15 protein-coding genes are annotated in these 19704 nt (G+C 68.7%); 10 read left to right on the top strand and 5 right to left on the bottom strand.

Features of this window, described 5'->3' with window-relative positions:
• The first annotated feature begins 100 nt into the window (after positions 1–100).
• On the top strand, positions 101–2068 hold the full coding sequence (locus WC815_17120; protein ID MFA5910508.1) for a VWA domain-containing protein: 1968 nt from the start codon (positions 101–103) through the stop codon (positions 2066–2068).
• A 24-nt stretch (positions 2069–2092) separates the two neighbouring features.
• Here the strand turns inward: WC815_17120 and WC815_17115 are convergent, their stop codons facing one another.
• Entirely contained in the window at positions 2093–2653 is a 561-nt protein-coding gene (locus tag WC815_17115; protein ID MFA5910507.1) for a hypothetical protein, read from the bottom strand.
• Positions 2654–2663: 10 nt separating this feature from the next.
• On the bottom strand, positions 2664–3356 hold the full coding sequence (locus tag WC815_17110) for a HupE/UreJ family protein (protein MFA5910506.1): 693 nt from the start codon (positions 3354–3356) through the stop codon (positions 2664–2666).
• A 164-nt stretch (positions 3357–3520) separates the two neighbouring features.
• On the opposite strand from WC815_17110, the gene WC815_17105 reads away from it, so the two are divergent.
• The 6 genes from WC815_17105 (at position 3521) to WC815_17080 (ending at position 8922) form a co-directional block, all read left to right on the top strand.
• Entirely contained in the window at positions 3521–4414 is an 894-nt protein-coding gene (locus WC815_17105; protein MFA5910505.1) for a metallophosphoesterase, read from the top strand.
• A 9-nt stretch (positions 4415–4423) separates the two neighbouring features.
• Positions 4424–5551: a Na+/H+ antiporter NhaA gene (locus WC815_17100; GenBank protein MFA5910504.1), complete on the top strand. Its 1128-nt coding sequence runs from the start codon at positions 4424–4426 to the stop codon at positions 5549–5551.
• A gap of 41 nt (positions 5552–5592) precedes the next feature.
• Positions 5593–5958, top strand: a complete 366-nt coding sequence (locus WC815_17095) for a hypothetical protein (GenBank protein ID MFA5910503.1) — start codon at positions 5593–5595, stop codon at positions 5956–5958.
• Between the two features lie 89 nt (positions 5959–6047).
• Positions 6048–7823 (top strand): copper resistance system multicopper oxidase, encoded by a 1776-nt coding sequence (locus tag WC815_17090; protein ID MFA5910502.1) that lies wholly within the window; start codon positions 6048–6050, stop codon positions 7821–7823.
• Positions 7823–8605, top strand: a complete 783-nt coding sequence (locus WC815_17085; protein MFA5910501.1) for a copper resistance protein B — start codon at positions 7823–7825, stop codon at positions 8603–8605. The genes WC815_17090 and WC815_17085 overlap by 1 nt, the downstream gene beginning before the upstream one ends.
• Positions 8606–8631: 26 nt before the next feature.
• Positions 8632–8922 carry a hypothetical protein gene (locus tag WC815_17080; GenBank protein ID MFA5910500.1) on the top strand — a complete coding sequence of 97 codons (291 nt, stop codon included), beginning with the start codon at positions 8632–8634 and terminating at the stop codon, positions 8920–8922.
• Between the two features lie 30 nt (positions 8923–8952).
• Here WC815_17080 and WC815_17075 read toward each other — a convergent pair whose 3' ends face one another.
• Together WC815_17075 and WC815_17070 are read right to left on the bottom strand one after the other, a co-directional pair.
• Positions 8953–10224 (bottom strand): RNA polymerase sigma factor, encoded by a 1272-nt coding sequence (locus tag WC815_17075; protein ID MFA5910499.1) that lies wholly within the window; start codon positions 10222–10224, stop codon positions 8953–8955.
• 331 nt (positions 10225–10555) lie between these two features.
• Positions 10556–11680 (bottom strand): hypothetical protein, encoded by a 1125-nt coding sequence (locus WC815_17070; protein ID MFA5910498.1) that lies wholly within the window; start codon positions 11678–11680, stop codon positions 10556–10558.
• 125 nt (positions 11681–11805) lie between these two features.
• Between WC815_17070 and WC815_17065 the strand changes: the two genes are divergently transcribed.
• The 3 genes from WC815_17065 (at position 11806) to WC815_17055 (ending at position 14564) form a co-directional block, all read left to right on the top strand.
• Entirely contained in the window at positions 11806–13710 is a 1905-nt protein-coding gene (locus WC815_17065; GenBank protein ID MFA5910497.1) for a PBP1A family penicillin-binding protein, read from the top strand.
• Between the two features lie 70 nt (positions 13711–13780).
• Entirely contained in the window at positions 13781–14080 is a 300-nt protein-coding gene (locus WC815_17060; protein MFA5910496.1) for a GNAT family N-acetyltransferase, read from the top strand.
• A 163-nt stretch (positions 14081–14243) separates the two neighbouring features.
• Entirely contained in the window at positions 14244–14564 is a 321-nt protein-coding gene (locus tag WC815_17055) for a cupin domain-containing protein (protein MFA5910495.1), read from the top strand.
• Positions 14565–14783: 219 nt separating this feature from the next.
• Here WC815_17055 and WC815_17050 read toward each other — a convergent pair.
• A partial coding sequence (locus WC815_17050; protein ID MFA5910494.1) for a glucoamylase family protein occupies positions 14784–19704 on the bottom strand: 4921 nt, incomplete at its 5' end.

The raw sequence follows: 19704 nt of genomic DNA, 5'->3' as shown, positions 1-19704 counted from the left end.
ACAAACAACACACGCTCGTCCCTGAATGCAGCGTGATCGCACCCAGGATTCGGCAGTTGGCACCACGCGATCCCGCATAAAATGGCCCGGCGAGTCCGCCATGTCAAGAGATGCAACGGCGTTGGTTACCGGCATCCTGCTCGCGGCCGTAATCACTCCGCTGTCCGGTCAGCAGCCCACCTTTCGATCGGGCGTCGACCTGGTCACCGTCGATGCCACGGTGCTGAGTGGCGACGGGCATCCGATTGATTCGCTCGGCCCGGACGACTTTCAAATCAAGGTTGACGGCCGGCCCCGGCGGGTGGTGTCTGCACAGTTTGTTTCGCAGGCTGCTCGCAGCACACGCCCATCACGGCCGGCCGCCGCTCATTTCACCTCGAACGAAGACGCCGACGCCGGCCGCGTGGTGATCGTGGCGGTGGACCAGGCGCACATCCGCCGCCTTGAAGGGCGGCCCGCGCTTCAGGCTGCCGACGCGTTCATCGAACGGCTGGACCCGTCGGATCGGGTCGCCGTGATCGGCCTCGCGCGGCTCGGGTCGCTCGCCCTCACGCGCGATCGTGTGGACCTCACGCAGCGGCTGGCGGCGCTGGCCGGACAGGCCGACCCGGTCTCCCACCAGTTCAACGTCGGGCTGAGCGAGGCGCTCGAGATTGCCGAGGGCAGCCGCACGCGACTGGCCGATGCCGTGCTCCGCGAGTGCGGGCGCGCCCTCACCGACTACGTCAACCTGGCGCGCGCGGCCGACGATGCGGCCGGCGGGCGCGATGCGTGTCCCGAGCAGGTCGAGCAGGAAGCGCGCGCGACGGCCCAGCACGCGCACATCCAGGCGCGCATTTCGCTGAGCGCCCTCGAAGCGCTGGTCGCGAGCCTCAAGGACCTCCCCGGCCCGAAGACCGTCATCGTGCTGTCGGAAGGCATGGTGGCCGACCCTCGCCGCGTGGACGTGATGAAGCTGGCGGCGGAAGCACAGGCGGCCCGCGTCACCATTTACGCCCTGCACCTCGAGGTGCCGGCCTTTGAAGCCGCGCAGGACCGGGTCTCGCCGACGTTCGTGCGCGACATCCAGGTGCTGGGTGACGGCCTGGCGCGCGTGGCCGGCGCCGCCCGCGGCACCGTGTTCCGGCTGGCCGGGAGCGATCCGAAGCCGTTCGATCGGATTGCCCGCGAGCTCTCCGGCTACTACCTGCTCGCGTTTGCCCCGCTCGACGCGGAGCGCGACGGCCGCTCGCATCGCATCCAGGTCGCGCTGGCCCGGGGCCGCGGCGACGTGCGGGCCCGCACCGGGTTCACGCTGCCCGTCGCGCCGACCTCGGCGCCGACCCGCGACGCGCGGCTCGCCGCGGTGCTGCGCGCGGCGGCGCCGTCAACCGAGCTGCCGGTGCGGGTGTCCACCTACACCTACGCCGAGCCGGATTCAGCCAGGCTGAGGGTCGTCGTGAGCGCCGAGACCGGCTCCGGCGAACGGGCGCCGTCGAGCGCGCTGCTGGGCTTCGTGGTGATCGACGCCCGCGGTGTGATCGCCGCGACGGCCGGCCACGAGTCGCCGACGGGGCGCTATGCGTTCAGCGCCACCGTGCCGGGTGGCGACTACACGCTGCGGGTCGGGGCATTGGATTCGTTCGGGCGGCAGGGCAGTGTCGAGCGCCCGTTCGCGGCACGCCTGATCGAATCAGGTGGCGTGCGCATCAGCGACCTGATGCTGGCCCCGCTGCCGGCACGGCCCAGGGATCCGCTGGAGCCGCTGGTCGATCGCGTGAGCCCCGGCAACGTGATCGCGTACCTGGAAATGCTGGCCGCGGCCCGCGAGCAACTGCCCAATCTCGTCCGCATCGTCGTGGTGCCGGAAGACGGAGGCGACAGCCTGGTGGCGGTGACGGCCGACCTGACCGCGCCGGGCGCGGCCCGCTCCCTCGAGAAGGGCATTGCGACCGGGGCCTTGTCGATCGCCCGCGCCGTCCTGCCGACGGCGACGCTGCGCCCCGGCCGCTACGTCGCCAGAGCGGAGGTGCTGTTCGGCGACACCGTGGTCACGCGAGTGGCGCGGCCGTTCAGCATTCCCGACTGAGCAACGCCGGGCGCGGCGCCGGCCTCATAGCTTCTCGATCTTCTGGTAGAAGCCGCTGGTCTTGAGCTTGATGGTGACCGGCTCCCAGGTGAGGTTCTGCCAAAACCAGCCGTGGCGGCCGTCGAAAGGCGCATGGAACGTGCCGTGCGCGCTCGACGCCTCGTCGCCCTTCCAGTAGCTGGCCTCGCCTCCGGACCCATCGGGATGCTCGCCGTGCATGTCGAACTCGACGGTGCCGCCGTCAACGGTCCAACTGAACACGTAGCTGCCGCCGCGCGCCATGGTGGCCTTGATCTCGGCGCCCTCGCCCGGCTTCAGCGTGAGCGTGATCTCGTCGCTGCGGTAGGCCACGGCCGACCTGGTGACGGTGGCCGCGGCCTCGGCGGTGACGGGAATCGACATGTCCACCACCGCCGCGGGCGGACGCAGCAGGCCCACGGCACCGCCGATTCCAGAGGGGTCGATGCCGTATTCCGCTGGCAGGACGGCGACCACCAGGATGATCGCCGCGGCCACCACCGCCACGCCGATTGCGCGCAGCAGTCGAGACACGGACGGCAGCGGTGGCGTGGCGGGCGTGGTCATGCCGGAGATCCTATTGAATGGCGAAGCCGGCGAGCTGATAGCCCGCCAGGATGAAGCCGCACGTCATCACGATCACGTTGGCGGCGTAGGCGTGGTGGGTGAAGCCCGCCGACCGGCGCCAGAAGCCCATCGCGATCAGGATCGCGCTGAGGCCCAGCACCTGCCCGAGCTCGACGCCGACGTTGAAGGCCAGGATGTTGGGCACCAGCCCGTCGGCGGAGAGCGAGAAATCCTGGAGCTTGGTGCCGAGCCCCAGTCCGTGGAAGAGACCGAAGATCCACACCGCGAGCCTGGTGTTGGGCTGGAAGCCGAGCAGGCGGTGGAGCCCGCCGATGTTGTCGAGCGCCTTGTAGACCACCGACAGGCCGATGATGGCGTCGATGATGAACGGGTTGACGTGCGTGCCGCTCAACACCGCATAGAGCAGCGTCACGCTGTGGCCGACCGCGAACAGCGTCACGTAGATCGCCACTTCCTTGAGCCGATAGAGGAAGAAGATCACGCCGAACAGGAACAGCAGGTGGTCGTAGCCGGTGACCATGTGCTTGGCGCCGAGGTAGAGGAACACCGCGAGCTGGCGGCCCTGCGTGATCAGGTCCTTGTCACTGGCCGCCACGCCGTGCGCCAGCACGTCGGTCGCCAACGGGGCGGCAATCAGCAGCAGGAGCGCGGCGATCCAGCGGATGGTGTGGCGGGGGGGCACGACCATTGGATTCTACCCGCATGGTCGGGCTGCTGGATTTTCCGCAGTTCGGCCCGGGAGATTCCACCACCCCCAGGCCAGCCGAGGCGCCGAACGCGGGAAATTCGCCCGGGGACGAGCCGGGCGGTTCGGCGCGTGGCTTGCACGCCAGACGGGGTGTGCCCATGGCGAGGCAATCACAGGGCGTCCACCGGGCCGTCGCCGGGCGCGGCCTGCAATACGCATTGACCGCCCTTGCGGTGGCGGTGTCGCTGTCCGGCGGCAGCGTCACCGGCCTCTCGCTGCCGAGCCGGCCCGAGTCACTCAAGTTCGCCGTCCTGGGGGACTTTGGCGACGGCGATCAACCGGAGTACGACGTCGCCGCCCAGATGGCGCGCGTGCGCGAGCGGTTTCCCTTCGAGTTCGTCATCACCACCGGCGACAACTTCCTCGGCAGCCAGGAAGACCCGCACCACCTGGCCGAAAAGTTCGAGCGGCCGTTCGCCCCGCTCCTCCAGGCTGGCGTGCGCTTCTACGCCTCGCTCGGCAACCACGACAAGCCGTCAATCAGCCAATACCCGCTGTTCAACATGAGCGGACGCCAGTACTACACGTTCGCCAGGAAGAACGTCCGCTTCTTCGTGCTCGACACCAACTACTACGATCGCCGGCAGGCGGCGTGGCTGGAGGAGGCGCTCCGCAGCAGCCAGGACGACTGGAAGATCTGCTACTTCCATCATCCCCTCTACTCCAACGGCAGCTCCCACGGCCCGGAGATCGAACTGCGAATCCTGCTCGAGCCGCTGTTTGCCCGCTACGGTGTCGACGTCGTCTTCTCGGGGCACGAGCACGTCTACGAGCGCCTGACGCCGCAAAAGGGCATTCAGTACTTCGTCAACGGCTCCGGCGGCCAGGCGATCGGCAAGATCGAGCCGGGCGGTTCCACCGTGGCCGCATACGCGGACGACCAGAGCTTCATGATGGCCGAAGTGATCGGCCACGATCTGTACTTCGAAACCGTGTCACGCACGGGCGCGACGGTGGATGGCGGCGTTTTCCGCCGGCCGCCAAGGAATTGAGGCCCGAAAGTGATCAACAACTTCCTGCTCTTGCCGATTGGCGCCGCGCTGGCGTTGGTGTGGGCCAACGTGGCCGCCGAGAGCTACTTCCGCGTCGCCCTGGCCCTGCGCTTCGCGGTCAACGATATCGGGATGGTGTTCTTTGTCGGCCTGGTCACCGAGGAGGTCATCGAAGCGGTGCGGCCGGGCGGCACGCTCCACCATTGGCGCCGAACGCTGCTGCCGGTGGCCGCCGCCGTCGGCGGCACGCTGGGGTCGGTGGCCGTCTACCTGGCATTCGTGCACTCGTATGGCGAGTTCAGGCTGCTGCGTGGCTGGCCGGTCGCCGCTGCCCAGGACGTGGCGTTCGCCTACCTCATTGCCAGGCTGATCTTCCCGAGGCGTCGCGGGCCCGTCGCGTTCCTGCTGGCAGTCGCGATCGTCAGCAACGCGCTGGGCATCCTCAGCATTGCGATCTGGTTCCCGGAACCGGGCGCGTATCCGATCGGCCTGTTCCTGATGGCGGCGGCGGTGCTGATGGCGGCGCTGCTGCGCTTCATGGGGACCAACGCCATCTGGCCGTACCTGGTGACCAGTGGTGCCGTCTCATGGCTGGCCTGTTACTGGAGCGGCATCCAGCCGGCGTTGGCGCTGGTGCCCATCGTGCCCTTCCTGCCGCACCGGCCGCGTGCGCTCGACGCGTCCGCCGATCGGCCGGACGACCAGCGCCTGCCGCAGCGGCGGTTCGAGCACATCTTCAAGTACCCGGTGCAGGTGGTGCTGTTCTTGTTCGGCCTGGTCAACGGCGGCGTGCTGCTGACGGCAGGGATGACGGGCGCGTGGGCCGTGCTCACCGCGGCACTGGTCGGCCGCCCAGTCGGTATTCTCGTCGCGAGTGGCCTGGCGGTCATGGCCGGCTTGCGCCTCCCCGCGCACTTGCGCTGGCGCGAGCTCGTCGTGGTGTCCCTGGCGGCGTCGGCCGGATTCTCCTTTGCGCTGTTCTTCGCGACTGCAGTGGTGCCGCCGGGTCCGCACCTGTCCGATCTGAAACTCGGCGCGCTGTCCACCGTCGCCGGCGCCCTCGTTGCGATCGCGGCCGGCCGCCTGTTGCACGTCGGCCGCTTCGGCCGGCGCCCGCCTCAGGCCGCGACGGCCTGACCACGTCTCAATCCGCGCGCGTTGTATAGTGGAACCGACGCATGCTTCGACACACCGCGCGCCTGCTCGTCTTCGCCCTCATCCTGGGTTCGGGCCGTTTGCTGGCTTGCGGGTGGGAGTGCATCGACGAGCTGGCGGCCCCGGCCGAGGCGTCGTGCCACCAGAAGTCCGCGCCGGCTGGTCCCGTGCTCGAAGGTGGCGCGCCCCACGCGTGCCTGCCGGACGTGATCGAGACGCCGGTTACTGTCGCCCAGAAAGCCGGCGCCGCATCAATGGACCCGATCGCGTTGGCCGGCGTGCCGGTGACGATTCGTCCCGGCGTCGATGCCAGGGCCCACTCCCTGCTTCGTTCTTCAGGCCCATCTGCGGGCTATCGCGCCCGCGTGACATCGGTCCTTCGCGTCTGATCCTCCGCTTCTGTTAGCCAGTAGGGCCGCACTTCAGTGCGGCCGAGAAGCCCCGCGTGACGTGTGTACGCGGCCCGAGGAAGAGGCAGATGATCAATCGACGTACTTTCGTGAAGGGACTGGCCGTGAGCGGCGCCGCGGCCGGTCTTGGCTTATGGCCGTCCCGCGGCTTCGCGCAAGCCGGCGCCCGGCCCAGCCCCGCCACGTTGCGCGGCACCGAGTTCGATCTCCGGATCGCGGAAGCACCGCTGAACTTCACCGGTGCCACCCGCATGGGCATCACGGTGAACGGTTCGGTGCCGGCGCCCCTCGTGCGATGGCAAGAGGGCGACACCGTGACGATGCGCGTCGCCAATGCGCTAGAGGAAGACACCTCCATCCACTGGCACGGCATCATCCTGCCGGCCAACATGGACGGCGTGCCCGGGCTGAGCTTCCACGGCATCCATCCCGGCGAGACCTACACCTACCGGTTCACCGTCCGCCAGGGCGGCACCTACTGGTACCACAGCCACTCCGGCTTCCAGGAACAGCGCGGGCTCTACGGCCCGCTGGTGATCGATCCGCGCGAGCCCGAGCCGTTCCGCTTCGATCGCGAGCACGTCGTGATGCTCACCGACTGGACCGACGAGGACCCCAAGCGCGTGCTGGCGAAGCTGAAGAAGCAGTCGGACTACTACAACCACGATCGCCGCACCTTCCAGGACTTTCTCCGCGACGCCAAGCAGAACGGCCTCGCGGCCACCATCGCCGATCGCCGCGCCTGGGGCGACATGCGCATGTCGCCGACGGACCTCTCCGACGTGTCGGGGCACACCTACACGCACCTGATGAACGGCGTCACGCCCTCGGGCAACTGGACCGGCCTGTTCAACCCGGGCGAACGCGTGCGGCTCCGCTTCATCAACGGCTCCGCCATGACCTACTTCGACGTCCGCATTCCCGGGCTGAAGATGACGGTGGTCGCCGCCGACGGCCAGTACGTGCATCCGGTCAGCGTCGATGAGTTCCGGATCGCGTGCGCCGAGACCTTCGACGTGATCGTGGAGCCGTCGGGACAGGACGCGTTCACGATTTTCGCGCAGGCCATGGATCGCACCGCCTACGCCGCCGGCACGCTCGCCGTTCGCGAGGGCCTGCGGGCGCCGGTGCCGTCGATGGATCCGCGTCCGCTCTTGACAATGGCCGACATGGGGCACGGCGGCGCGGGTCACGACATGGCGGCGATGGCGAAGCCCGCCGCCGATGCGGCGGCCGCCGACCCGCACGCCGGGCACACCATGCCCGCGCCGCCTCCGGATCCGCATGCCGGGCACACCATGCCTGCAGCCGCCGGTGCCGCGATCGTGCATCCCGAGACCGAGCGCGGCAACACGCTCGTGGACATGCAGGCGATGATGGCCACCGCGAAGCTGGACGATCCCGGCATTGGCCTCCGCAACAACGGCCGGCGCGTCTTGACCTACGCCGACTTGCGAAGCACGTTTCCGGATCCCGACGGGCGTGAGCCCGGCCGCACCGTGGAACTGCACCTCACCGGGCACATGGAACGCTTCGCCTGGTCGTTCAACGGCGTCAAGTTCGCGGATGCCGGACCCCTTCGCCTCACCTACGGCGAGCGCCTGCGCATCGTCCTGGTCAACGACACGATGATGACGCACCCCATCCACCTTCACGGCATGTGGAGCGACCTCGAAGACGAGGCCGGCAACTTCCAGGTGCGCAAGCACACCATCGACATGCCGCCAGGAACCCGGCGCACCTATCGGGTGCGCGCGGATGCGCTGGGACGATGGGCGTATCACTGCCACTTGCTGTTTCACATGGAGACCGGCATGTTCCGCGAAGTGCGGGTGGAGGAGTAATGCGCCGCCTTGCGCTCTCCACTGTCGTCGCGCTCCTGCTGGTCGGCGCGCTGGCCGCCAACGCCGGCGCGCAGGCGACCCCACCACCGCCGCCCACGGAGGGCGAGAGGGCCGCGGCCTTTCCACCGGATCTGCAGGGGCACGCGGTGCACGATGGGACCCTGAACTTCATGGTCCTGTTCGATCAACTGGAATGGCAGCGGTCCGGTGTCAACGGCGCGATCTGGGACACCAAGACCTGGGTCGGCGGCGACGTGAACCGGATCTGGCTCCGATCCGAGGGCGACGTGCAAGGCGGGACGGTTGAAGACGCCGAAGCGCACCTGATGCTGGGCCGCGCCGTGTCGCGCTGGTGGGACGTGGTCGCCGGGGTGCGCCAGGACTTCGCGCCCGGTACGGGCCGCACGTGGGCCGCCCTCGGCATCCAGGGACTGGCGCCGCAGTGGTTCGAGGTGGAAGCGACGGCATATCTGGGCGAATCAGCCCGCACTGCCGTTCGGCTGGAGGTGGAGTACGAACTCCTCCTGACCAACCGCCTGGTCGTGCAGCCGCTCCTGGAAGTGAACGTGTTCGGCAAGGCGGATCCGGAGCGGGAGGTCGGCGCCGGCCTCAGCACGGTGGAAGTGGGCGCCCGGCTGCGCTACGAGATCAAGCGGGAGCTGGCCCCGTACGTGGGCCTGGTGTGGCATCGCAAGGTGTTCGCCACCGGCGACCTGGCGCGGGAACACGGCGGCGATGCCGGCGGATGGCGACTTGTCAGCGGGCTGCGGGTGTGGTTTTGAAATCTGCGCTACATTCTTAGCCAATCATGCGCCGCATTCTCCTCTGCCTGATGCTGTTCGTGGCCGTGTCAGATCCGGCCACGGCCCACGAGAAGATCCGCATCGTCGGGGTGATCGTCAAGGTGCAGGCCACCCAGCTCGATGTGAAAGCGGTGGATGGCGCGACCTACGAGACCGACATGAACGACTCCACGCAGGTCATGCGAGGCATGAAGAAGGTGCCGCAGTCGGAATTGCGGCCCGGGCAGCGAGTGGTGGTCGATGCCCTGGGCCATGACATGTTCGATCTGGAGGCCGTGTTGGTGACGCTGCAGTAGCTGCCGGTGGAACGCCGGCTGGTCGTCCGGCTAAAGCCGGACGCCACATTGGCGCGCCCGCTCGAGGAGCAGGTCGCGCTGGCGGGCGTTGCGGGTCAGCGTGGCGGCGCGCTCGAACTCCGCGCGCGCCTCGTCGAAACGTTCGAGCTTGAAGAGCAGGTCGCCGCGCACGCCGGGCAGGAAGGGATAGCCGTTCAGGGACGGTTCCGACATGAGGGGATCTACCAGCTTGAGGGCGGCCTCGGGGCCGAACGCCATCGAGTGGGCCACCGCGCGATTGAGCTCGACCACTGGCGACGGCGACAGCACGGCCAGCGCGTCGTAGCCGGCGGCAATGCGGCGCCAGTCCGTCTCGCCGGCCGTGGCCGCGCGCGCATGGCAGGCGGCAATCGCGGCTTGAAGCGTGTAGGGCCCGACGGTGCCCAGTGATTCAGCCCGGGCCAGCGCCGCCAGCCCGCGCTGGATCAGCAGTTGGTTCCAGCGGGAGCGATCCTGATCGAGCAGCAGGATCGCTTCGCCTGAAAGGCCGACGCGCGCGGCCGCCCGCGACGCCTGGATCTCCATCAACGCCACGAGGCCGTGCACCTCGGCCTCCAGCGGCGCCAGCTCCGCCAACACCCGCCCCAACCTCATCGCGTCGTCACAGAGTGCCGGGCGCATCCAGTCGTCGCCGGCCGTGGCGGAGTAACCCTCGTTGAAGACGAGGTAGATCACTTCGAGGACCGACGACAGGCGCGCGGCCATCTCGGGGCCCCGCGGCACTTCGAACGGGACCTTCTTGTCGGCCAGGGTTCGTTTGGCGCGCACGATGCGCTGGGCGATGGTCGGCTCCGGCGAGAGAAAGGCTCGTGCAATCTCTTCGGTGGTGAGGCCGCCCAGGAGGCGCAAAGTCAGCGCCACCCGCGCCTCCGTGGAGAGCACCGGATGGCACGAGATGAAGATCAGGCGGAGCAGATCGTCGCCCACGTTGTCGTCCAGCGCGGCGTCGAGTTCAGCGGCGCTGTCGTCCTGCCGGGATTCGAGTTCGTAGCCGAGCTCCTCGTGCTTGCGCTCGATGCGCTGGTTGCGGCGGAAGTGGTCGACGGCGCGCCGCTTGGCAATGGCCATCAGCCAGGCGCCGGGGTTGCTCGGCACGCCGGAGGCGGGCCACTGCTCGAGCGCCGCCACCAGCGCGTCCTGTGCCACCTCTTCGGCGACGCCGACGTCGCGGACGATGCGGGTCAGGGCGGCGATGATCCGGGGAGACTCGATGCGCCAGACCGCGTCGATGGCACGGTGCGTGTCGGTGGCCGTCACAGCCACCGATCACACCATCAGAAGTTGGAAGTGAAAAGTGAAAAGTTCGGTGGCATCGTGCCGGCCGCCGCAGTTTCGTAGCCCTTCGGAATCATCAACATCATGAATCGCATGGCAAGTCTCGCTCCTTACCCATACGTCGAATGGCGCCGCCGAAGATCGACAGCGGCGCGCGCGAATCTTTCAGCGCGTGGGGCTCGCGCCTCCCGGCGCTCGTCGGGCTCGCTCGCTGCGCTCGCTTTGTCGGGCTCACTTCGTTTGTGGGGAAGGGATTCCCCCCACGAGCGCCGAAGGCGCGAGCCCTACGAGGCGCGGAGCGCCGAGCCCCACGCCGCCGTTACTTCGCCAGGAGCCTGAACTTCTGTACCCGGCGGCCGGTGGAGGCTTCCCCGACGAACAGGTTGCCCTTCGAGTCGATGCTCATGCCGTGCGGGCGCAGCATTTGGCCCACCTGGCGTCCGCCGCGGCCGAACTCGCCGACCACATCCATGGTCGAGCGATTCAAGATCCACACCTTGTGGTTGGTGCCGTCGGCCAGGTACAGCCACTGCTGCTGGGCGTCGGGTGAGAGCACGATGACGAACGCCGAGCCTGACGACAGCGTCGCCGGCGCGATCACCTTCTCGGAGAGGAACTTGCCCTTCTGGTCGAAGATCTGGATGCGGTTGCCGCGGCGGTCGGCCACGTAGATCTTGCCGTCGTTCGATCCGGTGATACCGTGCGGTGTTGAGAACTGCTTGGGCAGCGCGCCCGTGACCATGGTCTTGGAATCGAACTTCTCGGTGTCATCCGGCACGTTGCCGTAGGCGCCCCAATGCCGCAGGTACTTGCCCGTGGCACCGTCGACCACGATCACGCGACGGTTGCGATAGCCGTCGGAGATAAAGGCTTCGTTGGTCTTGGGATCCACCCAGATGCCCGACGGCCCGCCAAGAAGGTGCGTGTCAGCGCTGCCGCCGGTCTTCTCGTACTCGCCGATCGTGAGCAGGTGCTTGCCCTCGCGCGTGAATTTCATCACGCGGTGACGGTTATAGCTGCCCACCCACACGAAATCGTTGTGATCGACGAAGATGCCGTGCGGTTCGCGCGGCCAATCCGTGAAGTCGGTCATCGAGCCCTGGCCCCAGCCCTGCACGAGCTTGCCCGCGGCGTCGAACTCGAGCACGGGAGGCGCGGCCTTACAGCACGTGCCCATCGGCGGCTTCTGTTGTTCGTAGAGTTCTTCTTCCGTCAGCGTCTCGGGCAGGTGCGTGACCCACACGTGCTGCCTGGCGTCGACGAAGACGCCGGTGACGGCGCCCATGACCCAGTGGTTGGGCATTTCGAGCGGCCACGAAGGATCGATCTGGAATCGCGGGGCGGCCGGCTTGGCCTGCGCGCTGGCGACTTCGCGTTGCGACGCGATGCCGCCGACGAGAACGGTGAGGAGAATGATCAGGGACAGGTGCCAATTCGTTCGCATGGCGAAGAACGATAGCATGGCCGTCCGATCGTCAGCCACAAGCGGCCCTGCGTGGCATGCCCGTTGCACGGTTGAGGGCGATGTCCCGCCTGTTGTCGCGCCCCAAGCCGCTTTGGATTCGCGCCGTGGTCACTGCCTTCGCGCTCGCCCTGGCTGCTTTCGCGTGGGTTTTCTACGACTTGGTGTCGGGCATGCCCGGGCGGGACGAGTTGCGCGCCTTCCAGCTGATGCCGAGCGCGACCGTGCTGTATGACTCGGCCGACCGTGCAGTTTTTACCATCGCCAAGGAACACCGGATTGAGGTGCCCCTTGACGCCATTTCGCCCTGGCTGGTCAAGGCGGTCATTGCGGTTGAAGACCGGCGCTTCTTCGATCACGACGGGTTCGATCCGATTCGCATGGCCGGGTCGGCGCTGGCTGACCTGCGCGCGGGCGGGGCCGTGCAGGGCGCCAGCACGATCACGCAGCAACTGGCCCGGCAGTCGGTGGGCCGCCGGAAGACGGTGCGCCGCAAGCTGAAGGAGCTGATGTTTGCCGTGCAGCTGGAGCGCTACTTCACCAAGGCGGAGATCCTCGAGTTGTACCTGAACAAGGTGTATTTCGGGGATGGCCTCTATGGCGCCGAGGCCGCGTCACGCGGTTACTTCGGCAAGCCAGCGGCCGACGTCACGCTGGCCGAAGCGGCGCTGCTGGCGGGGTTGCTGAAGGCGCCATCGAACTACGCGCCGACCGTGAACGCGGCAAAGGCCGAATCGCGGCAGGGCGTGGTGCTCGAGGCCATGCTGGATTCGAAGGTGGTCTCCAAGGCTGACTACGCCCAGGCGGTTCATGCCACGGTCGTCATTCACGACGGTTTGCGCGCCAGCGAGCCCTACGGGCCGTACTTCAAGAACGAAGTGCGCCGCCAGCTTGTGGAGCGCTTCGGCGCGCCGCGCGTGTCGGAAGGCGGCCTGCACGTCTACACCACGATCGACCCGTTGATGCAACGCGCGGCCGAGGCCGCGCTCGATCGCAGCTTGAAGGAGATCGACACCACGTTGCCGGCGCGCGGTGCCGGCGAGCCGCCGCTCGAGGCCGCGCTGATTGCGATCGACCCGGCGACCGGGGCGGTCCGCGCCTTGGTTGGCGGCCGCGACTTTGCCCGCAGTTCCTACGATCGCGCGCTGCAGGCCCGCCGCCAGCCGGGCTCCGCGTTCAAGCCCTTCGTCTACGCCGCGGCGCTTGAAGCCGGCTTCGGACCCGATGACACGATCGATGGACTCAATGAGCCCCTGCGGGTCGCCAATACCTCGTGGTCTCCGGACGACGAGCACGTGACCGACGAGTCGTTGACCTTGCGCGACGGCTTGCGGCTGTCGAGCAACCGCGCCGCCGTGCGGTTGCTGGACGAGATTGGCCTGCCGCGCGTGCTGCAATCGGCGCGCGCGTTCGGCTTTACCGATCTGCCGGGCGTTCCGTCGGTGGCGCTCGGCTCCGGCGAAGTCACGCTGGCGGCGATGACCTCCGCCTACACCGCGTTCGCCAACGGCGGCGTCGTGACCCCGCCGTGGTTGATTCGCAAGGTGGTGGACGCCGATGGCGCGTTGCTCTTCGAGTCGGTGGCGGCGCCCCGCCAAGCCATTCAGCCGGTCACCGCGTACCTGATGGCCGACATGTTGCGCGGCGTGATCGACGCCGGCACTGGATCCGCCGCGCGGCGTGATGGATTCACGCTGCCCGCTGGCGGCAAGACCGGCACCACCAATGACTACCGCGATGCCTGGTTCGTGGGTTTCACGCCGGCGGTGGCCGCCGGCGTGTGGATCGGCTTCGACCAGCCGCGCACCATTCGCCGCGGCGGCTACGCATCGGAACTGGCGGTGCCGATGTGGGCGCGCTTCATGAAGGCGGCGACCCGCGGGGCCGCCGCGGCGTGGGTGCCGCGCCCGCCCGGCGCCGCGCGCGACGCGCGGGTGGAGCCGCCGCCGAACAAGCGCGGCTTCTGGGCCCGCTTGTTCGGAAGGGGTGGAGACAAAGACAATAAGGAATGACCCAGCCCCGCCACCCGTTTGCCGCGCCCGCGCCGGGCGAGCCGCGCCTGTTCTGCGCCAGAATCAAGGAATGAAACCCAACGCCACGGTGACAGTGACTCGCGAAGGCGCGGGCGGGGTGCAGGCGTTTGTCCTGCGCATCGATGGCGAACGACTCGGCTCGCTCGACTTCACGCAGCCGGATGCCGGCATGATGCGGATCGAATATGTCGAGGTCGCGCCGGAACTCCGGGGCACCGGACTGGGCCGCCAACTGGTCCAGGCCGCCGTCGATTGGGCGCGGGAAAGCCACCTGGCGGTGGTGCCGATTTGTGGCTATGCCCGCGCCGTCATCACCCGCGACCCGGAGATGAGCGCGTTGCTGCGCTAACCCAGGGCCGCAGATGACATAGATGACGCCGATGCCGTCACGGTGACCGGCGCGCCCTGGTATTGGGATACCTGGCCCGCGGACACCGGCGAAGCCGGTGTCGGGCTGCGACCTGCGGCCACTCCGCGCGCCCCGGATCTTGCGATTGTTGTAGGGTATCGGCATGCCGCTCATGACCCTCAACGCCCTGCCCATGCGCGAGATCTTCCCAGGCCTGCGCGCCCGGCTCATTCACACCGACCGCCAGACCCACTCGTGGGTCGAAGTGGACGCCGGCGCGGCGTTCCCCGAGCACCAGCATCCGCATGAGCAGATCGTCAGCGTGCTCGAGGGGGAACTGGAACTGGTCGTGGACGGGATCGCCCATCGGCTGACCCCGGGGATGGTGTTCGTGATTCCGCCGGACGCGCGGCACTCGGGCCGCGGCATCACCGCGTGCCGCGTGCTCGACGCGTTCGCGCCGGCGCGCGACGACTATCGGTGACACAGCCCCCGGCACTACTTGCGTCTGGCCACGAATCAGGCGACGCGAATTCAAGAGAAACTGTCGGCTGTGATGGGTCTCTCTTGAATTCGCGTCGCCTGATTCGTGGCAGCGGCCTGCGGCCGCTCCGCGGGCCACAGCCAATCTGTGAAATCTGCGAAATCTGCGGCTGAGACAACGGGGCGGGCCGCGACGAAGACGCGAAAGAGCTCTCGGCGGCTAGGTTCGGCGGCCCAGCGTGATGCGCACGACGTGCGTCGCGCCGTCATCGACGAGCGGCATCGCCAGGTGATTCACCTGGCTGCCATCGAGTTCGGCGCGGATCACGCCGTTCCAGAGGCGATCGGGGTTCGTCACCTGGATGTCATATCGCGACGATCCGTGGCGCCACTCGATTGAGTACTCGCCCCACGACGAGGGCACGCACGGGTCCACCATGAACGTGTCGCCGCGGCGGCGGAGGCCGAGGATGTTTTCGAGGCCGGCCCGGTACAGCCATCCGGCCGATCCGGTGTACCAGCTCCAGCCACCCCGGCCGGCGTGCGGCGGCCGCGCGTAGACATCACCGGCCAGCACGTACGGTTCGAGCCGGTAGCGCGCCACTTCCGCGGCCGTGCGCGAGTGGTTGATCGGGTTGATCATGTGGAACAGCTCGCTGGCCTCGTCGCCGCTGCCCAGCTTGGCGATGGCCATCACCACCCACACCGCCGCATGGGTGTACTGGCCGCCGTTCTCGCGGACGCTCGGCGGGTAGCCCTTGATGTAGCCGGGATCCTGGTCGGACTTGTCGAAGGGCGGCGTGAGCAGCAGGATGACCTTCGACTGGCGGGCGATCAGCGATGCGCGCACGGCGTCGATGGCGCGCTCGGCGAAGCGCTGGGGCACCGCCCCCGACAGCACCGCCCACGACTGCGAGATGGAATCGATCACGCACTCGTCGTTCTGCGCCGACCCCAGCGGCCGGCCATTGTCGTAGTAGCCGCGGCGATACCATTCGCCATCCCACGCCTCTTCGAGCCGCGACGACAGGTGGCGCGTCTGCTGGCGGAATCGCGCGGCCACGGCGTGTTCCCCCCGGGCCTCGCACACGGGAATGAAGTTGGTCAGCACGGTGTGGATGAAGAAGCCGAGCCACACGCTTTCGCCGCGGCCCTCGGCGCCGACCCGGTTCATGCCGTCGTTCCAGTCGCCGGCGCCGATCAGCGGCAGGCCGTGCGCGCCGCTGGTCAGGCCGCGATCGATCGCGCGCCGGCAGTGCTCGAAGACGGTGCCCATCTCGCCCGACAGGGTCGGCTGCTCGTAGGCCTCGGGCTCGCCCTCCGGCAGCGGCGGCGCCGACAGGAACGGGACCTGCTCGTCGAGCACGCCGGTGTCGCCGGTGGTGCGGACGTACTCCGCGACGACGAAGGGCAGCCACAGCAGGTCGTCGGAACAGCGGCTGCGCAAGCCGCGGCCGGCCGGTTCGTGCCACCAGTGCTGCACGTCGCCTTCCGCGAACTGCCGCCCCGCCGCGCGCAGGATGTGCTGGCGCGCCAGCTGCGGCGCCGCCAGCATCAGCGCCATCACGTCCTGCAATTGATCGCGGAACCCGTAGGCGCCGCCCGGCTGGTAATAGCCGGCGCGCGCCCAGATGCGGCACGACAGGTCCTGGTAGAGCAGCCAGCGATTCATCATCAGGTCGAACGAATCGTCCGGCGTGTGGACCTTCACCACGTCGAGGGTGCGATCCCAGAAGGCCTGGACCTGGTCGAGCGCCGCAGCGGCCTGGTCCGGGGAACCGTGGGCTTCGATCAGCTTCAGCGCATGCACGCGGTCGCGGCCCTCGCCGAGCAGGAAGACCAGCTTGCGCGACTCGCCCGGGTTGAGCGTGATGCGAAGCTGGAGGGCCGCGCACGGGTCGAGGCCGGCGCCGAACTCGCCGGTCAGGCTGTCGTCACGCAGCGCCGACGGCTGCCCGGCCGAACCGTTGCGGCCGATGAACGATCGCCGGTTGCCGGTGGCCGACACCGGCTGTTCGCTGGCCGCCGCAAAGCAGACGCGGCCCGCGAACTCGGTGTTGTAGGCGTTGGTGGCCAGCACCGCGCCGCGCACGGCGTCGTAGCCGGTGGTCACGTGACGCTGTTCGCCTTCGCGCGGCGGCCCGATCACCCAGTCGTTGTAGGCGAACACGCTCAGGTGGCGTTGCGTCTGCGTCGTGTTGACCAGGGTCAAGTGGGAGTACTTCACCGGGTCGTCGGCATCGACGAAGACCTCGAGTTGATGATGCACGCCCTGGAACGACCGCGAGAACCGCGTCACCCCGGCACCATGCCGGATCAGGAAGCGCCCGCTGGTCCGCTGGCGCGGCAAGGGGCCGGGTGTCGGCGACCACGCCGCCCCGCTGTCGTCGTCGCGGATGTAGATCGCTTCGCCGCTGGGGTCGGTGACCGGGTCGTTGGCAAACGGCGTCAACCGGTTCTCTCGGCTGTTCTCCGACCATGTCGTCGCCGCTCCGCTGGAGCTCACCACGGTGCCGAACCGCGGGTTGCTGATCACGTTGGACCACGGCGCCGGCGTGTCCTGGTCGCCTTCGAGCACGATCGCGTAGGTCTTGCCGCCGTCGGCGAAGCCGCCGAGTCCGTTGCCCATCGTCAGGGCCGGCGCGCTCACGCTCATGCTCGGCCAGGACGGGTGCGCCAGGTCGGGTGAGGCAACCCCCGGCAGCTTGTCGCCGGAGGTGAGCGCGACGGAGGCGACCGGCGCGAGGGGCGGCCGCGCGAGGTGGGCGCGGAGGTCGCCGCGGCTGGTATCCATGACCGCGCGGGCGACCGCATGGAACAGCATGCGCTCACCGTGGCCCATGACGTCGGTCCGCAACAGGAACACGCCCCCAGGCTGGTGCTTCCACATGCGCCACGGGCCGTCGTCCAGGAGGGAGGTCAGGCGCGCCTGGACTTCGTCCATGTAACTGACCGGGTGCTCGTTGAGGATGACCAGGTCCACTTTCAGGCCCTTCATCCGCCAGTATTCCTGCGCCTCGAGCGCTTCGCGGACCAGGTTCAGCTGCTCGTCCAGCACGCGCACCAGCAGGAGGGGCAAGTCGCCGGAGATGCCGTGCGGCCACAAGCTGTTCTGCCCGAGCTCGTTGGCCGCCAGCACGTCGGCGCGGGGCCGCAGCGAGCCGTCGCCGCCGACGACGCGCGACGCCAGCCGCTCGAAGAGCACGGCCTCGTCGGCGGAGATGTCCATGTGCCGCCGCGTGCTCTGCGAGTTCGCGAGCGCGAGGGCCAGGGTTCGTGCCGCGGTGCTCGGGTCGCGATAGGTTTGCGCGAGGGCCCGCGCCGTCTCGCGATCCGGGGCAATGCCGGTGGCGAAGCACAGGCGCGCCGATTCGCCGGGCGAGATGCGGATGCGCTGGCGCAAGCTGAGGATCGGATCCAGCACGTAGCCCGTGGTCCCCGACAAGGGGCGGCCGTCGAGCGCGATCGGATCGGCGAGCGTGCGCCCGCGGCCGATGAAGCGGGCGCGGTCGGTTTCCCATTCGAGCGAGCCCTGGGGCCGGCCTTCGAGGCTCATCACGTGCATCGCCCAAATGCCGGGGTCGCGCGCGTCGCGCGGGCGGCGGTGGCATAGCAGCGCCGACCGCTCCGGCATGTACTCCGTTTCGACGAACAGCTTGCCGAAGGCGGGATGGGCGAAGTCGTCACGCAGCGACGCCAGCGCGACCTCGACGTAGCTGGTGACGTCGATCTCACGGATGCGGTCGCTGTGGTTGACCAGCTGCAGGTAGCGGATGTCAACGTCGTGTTCGGGCGCCACCGCGACTTCGAGACGCGCCGCGATCTCCTGGTGCTTCGAATCGAAGGTGGCCTTGTCGGGCATGAAGGTGGCCAGGTAGCTGTCCGCTTCCTGCCGCACCGGCTGATAGGTGGGCGACCACACCGCTTCGCTGCGGATGTCGCGCAGGTAGATGAACTGGCTGCCGGGGTCGGTGGTCGCATCCTGCCGCCAGCGCGTGACGGCGGAGCGGTCGATGAAGCTGGCGCCGCCGCCGGCGTTGGTCACCACGGTCACGTACTTGCCGTTCGAGAGGAACTGCGAGTGCGGGAACACCGTGTGCGCGGTCTTGTAGCGGCGGATCGGCACGCCCAGCGACGGCGCCGTCACCAGCATCTGGTTCAACGGCCGCGGCTCGGTAATCGGCTGCTGCCGGGGAATGCGTTCCTGCAGCAGCAGTTCGGTAGCCCGCACGCGCGGGTCGCCGTGGAAGCGCTCGATCATCCGGTCGCGGGTGATGGCGTTGGCGAGCGCGACCATTGACATGCCGGCGTGGTGGGCGAAGAAGGCGGGGACCACCATGCCCTGCCCGGTCTTGCGCGGCGCGCCGCTGCCGCGATCGGTGTAGTCGATCGCCTCGTAGAACCCGTAGTCGCCGAACAGCCCGGCTTCGGCCAGACGCCGCAGGTTGCGGGCGCCCTTGGCCGGGTCGATCATCACCGCCAGCGCCGTGGCGTACGGCGCCACGACCACCTCGTCACCGAGACCGCGCCTGAGCCCGAGTCCGGGCACGCCGAAGGCCTTGTACTGGTAGTTGCCGTGGCGGTCGACGGAGGTGTACGCCGATTCCGAGATGCCCCATGGCAAGCCGCGGGTGGCGCCGTAGTCGATCTGCCGCCGCACCGCCATGCGGCACGACGAGTCGAGCAGCGTCGCCGGGTAGCTGCGCATCAGCAGCAGCGGCATCAGGTACTCGAAGATCGTGGCCGACCACGACAGCAGCACCGGCGCGCCGTGCACGCTGGTGATCAGCCGGCCGAGGCGGAACCAGTGGACTTCGGGCACGTCGCCTTTGGCGATGGCGATGAAGCTGGCCAGGCGCGCTTCCGAGGCCAGCAGGTCGTAGAACGAGGTGTCGAGCCGCGCCGCGCCGAGGCTGTCGGCCAGGCGGTAGCCAATCGCAAACAACCGGCGCTTGCGGTCGTAGAGGAACGAGAAGTTCATCTCGTCGAAGTAGGCCGAGGCGCGCCCGGCGAGCGAGTCGAGCCGCGCCGCCTGCTCGGGTCCGGTGTCCGCGTGCTTCGCCAGCGCCCGCAGGCCGACCGCCAGCGCCAGCAGCGCGCCGGCCAGGTTGCCGCTGTCCACGGTGGAGACGTACTTCGGC

It is taken from the genome of Vicinamibacterales bacterium (genome assembly GCA_041659285.1).
GTDB lineage: Bacteria > Acidobacteriota > Vicinamibacteria > Vicinamibacterales > UBA2999 > 12-FULL-67-14b.
This window is presented reverse-complemented; position numbering and strand designations above follow the sequence as displayed.

Bases quoted from the DNA above. Each gene is read 5' to 3' on its own strand.
- WC815_17060 (MFA5910496.1), top strand. From the start codon at position 13,781: ATGAAACCCAACGCCACGGTGACAGTGACTCGCGAAGGCGCGGGCGGG.
- WC815_17095 (MFA5910503.1), top strand. From the start codon at position 5,593: ATGCTTCGACACACCGCGCGCCTGCTCGTCTTCGCCCTCATCCTGGGT.
- WC815_17070 (MFA5910498.1), bottom strand. From the start codon at position 11,680: ATGCGAACGAATTGGCACCTGTCCCTGATCATTCTCCTCACCGTTCTC.
- WC815_17055 (MFA5910495.1), top strand. From the start codon at position 14,244: ATGCCGCTCATGACCCTCAACGCCCTGCCCATGCGCGAGATCTTCCCA.
- WC815_17080 (MFA5910500.1), top strand. From the start codon at position 8,632: ATGCGCCGCATTCTCCTCTGCCTGATGCTGTTCGTGGCCGTGTCAGAT.
- WC815_17115 (MFA5910507.1), bottom strand. From the start codon at position 2,653: ATGACCACGCCCGCCACGCCACCGCTGCCGTCCGTGTCTCGACTGCTG.
- WC815_17090 (MFA5910502.1), top strand. From the start codon at position 6,048: ATGATCAATCGACGTACTTTCGTGAAGGGACTGGCCGTGAGCGGCGCC.
- WC815_17105 (MFA5910505.1), top strand. From the start codon at position 3,521: ATGGCGAGGCAATCACAGGGCGTCCACCGGGCCGTCGCCGGGCGCGGC.
- WC815_17120 (MFA5910508.1), top strand. From the start codon at position 101: ATGTCAAGAGATGCAACGGCGTTGGTTACCGGCATCCTGCTCGCGGCC.
- WC815_17085 (MFA5910501.1), top strand. From the start codon at position 7,823: ATGCGCCGCCTTGCGCTCTCCACTGTCGTCGCGCTCCTGCTGGTCGGC.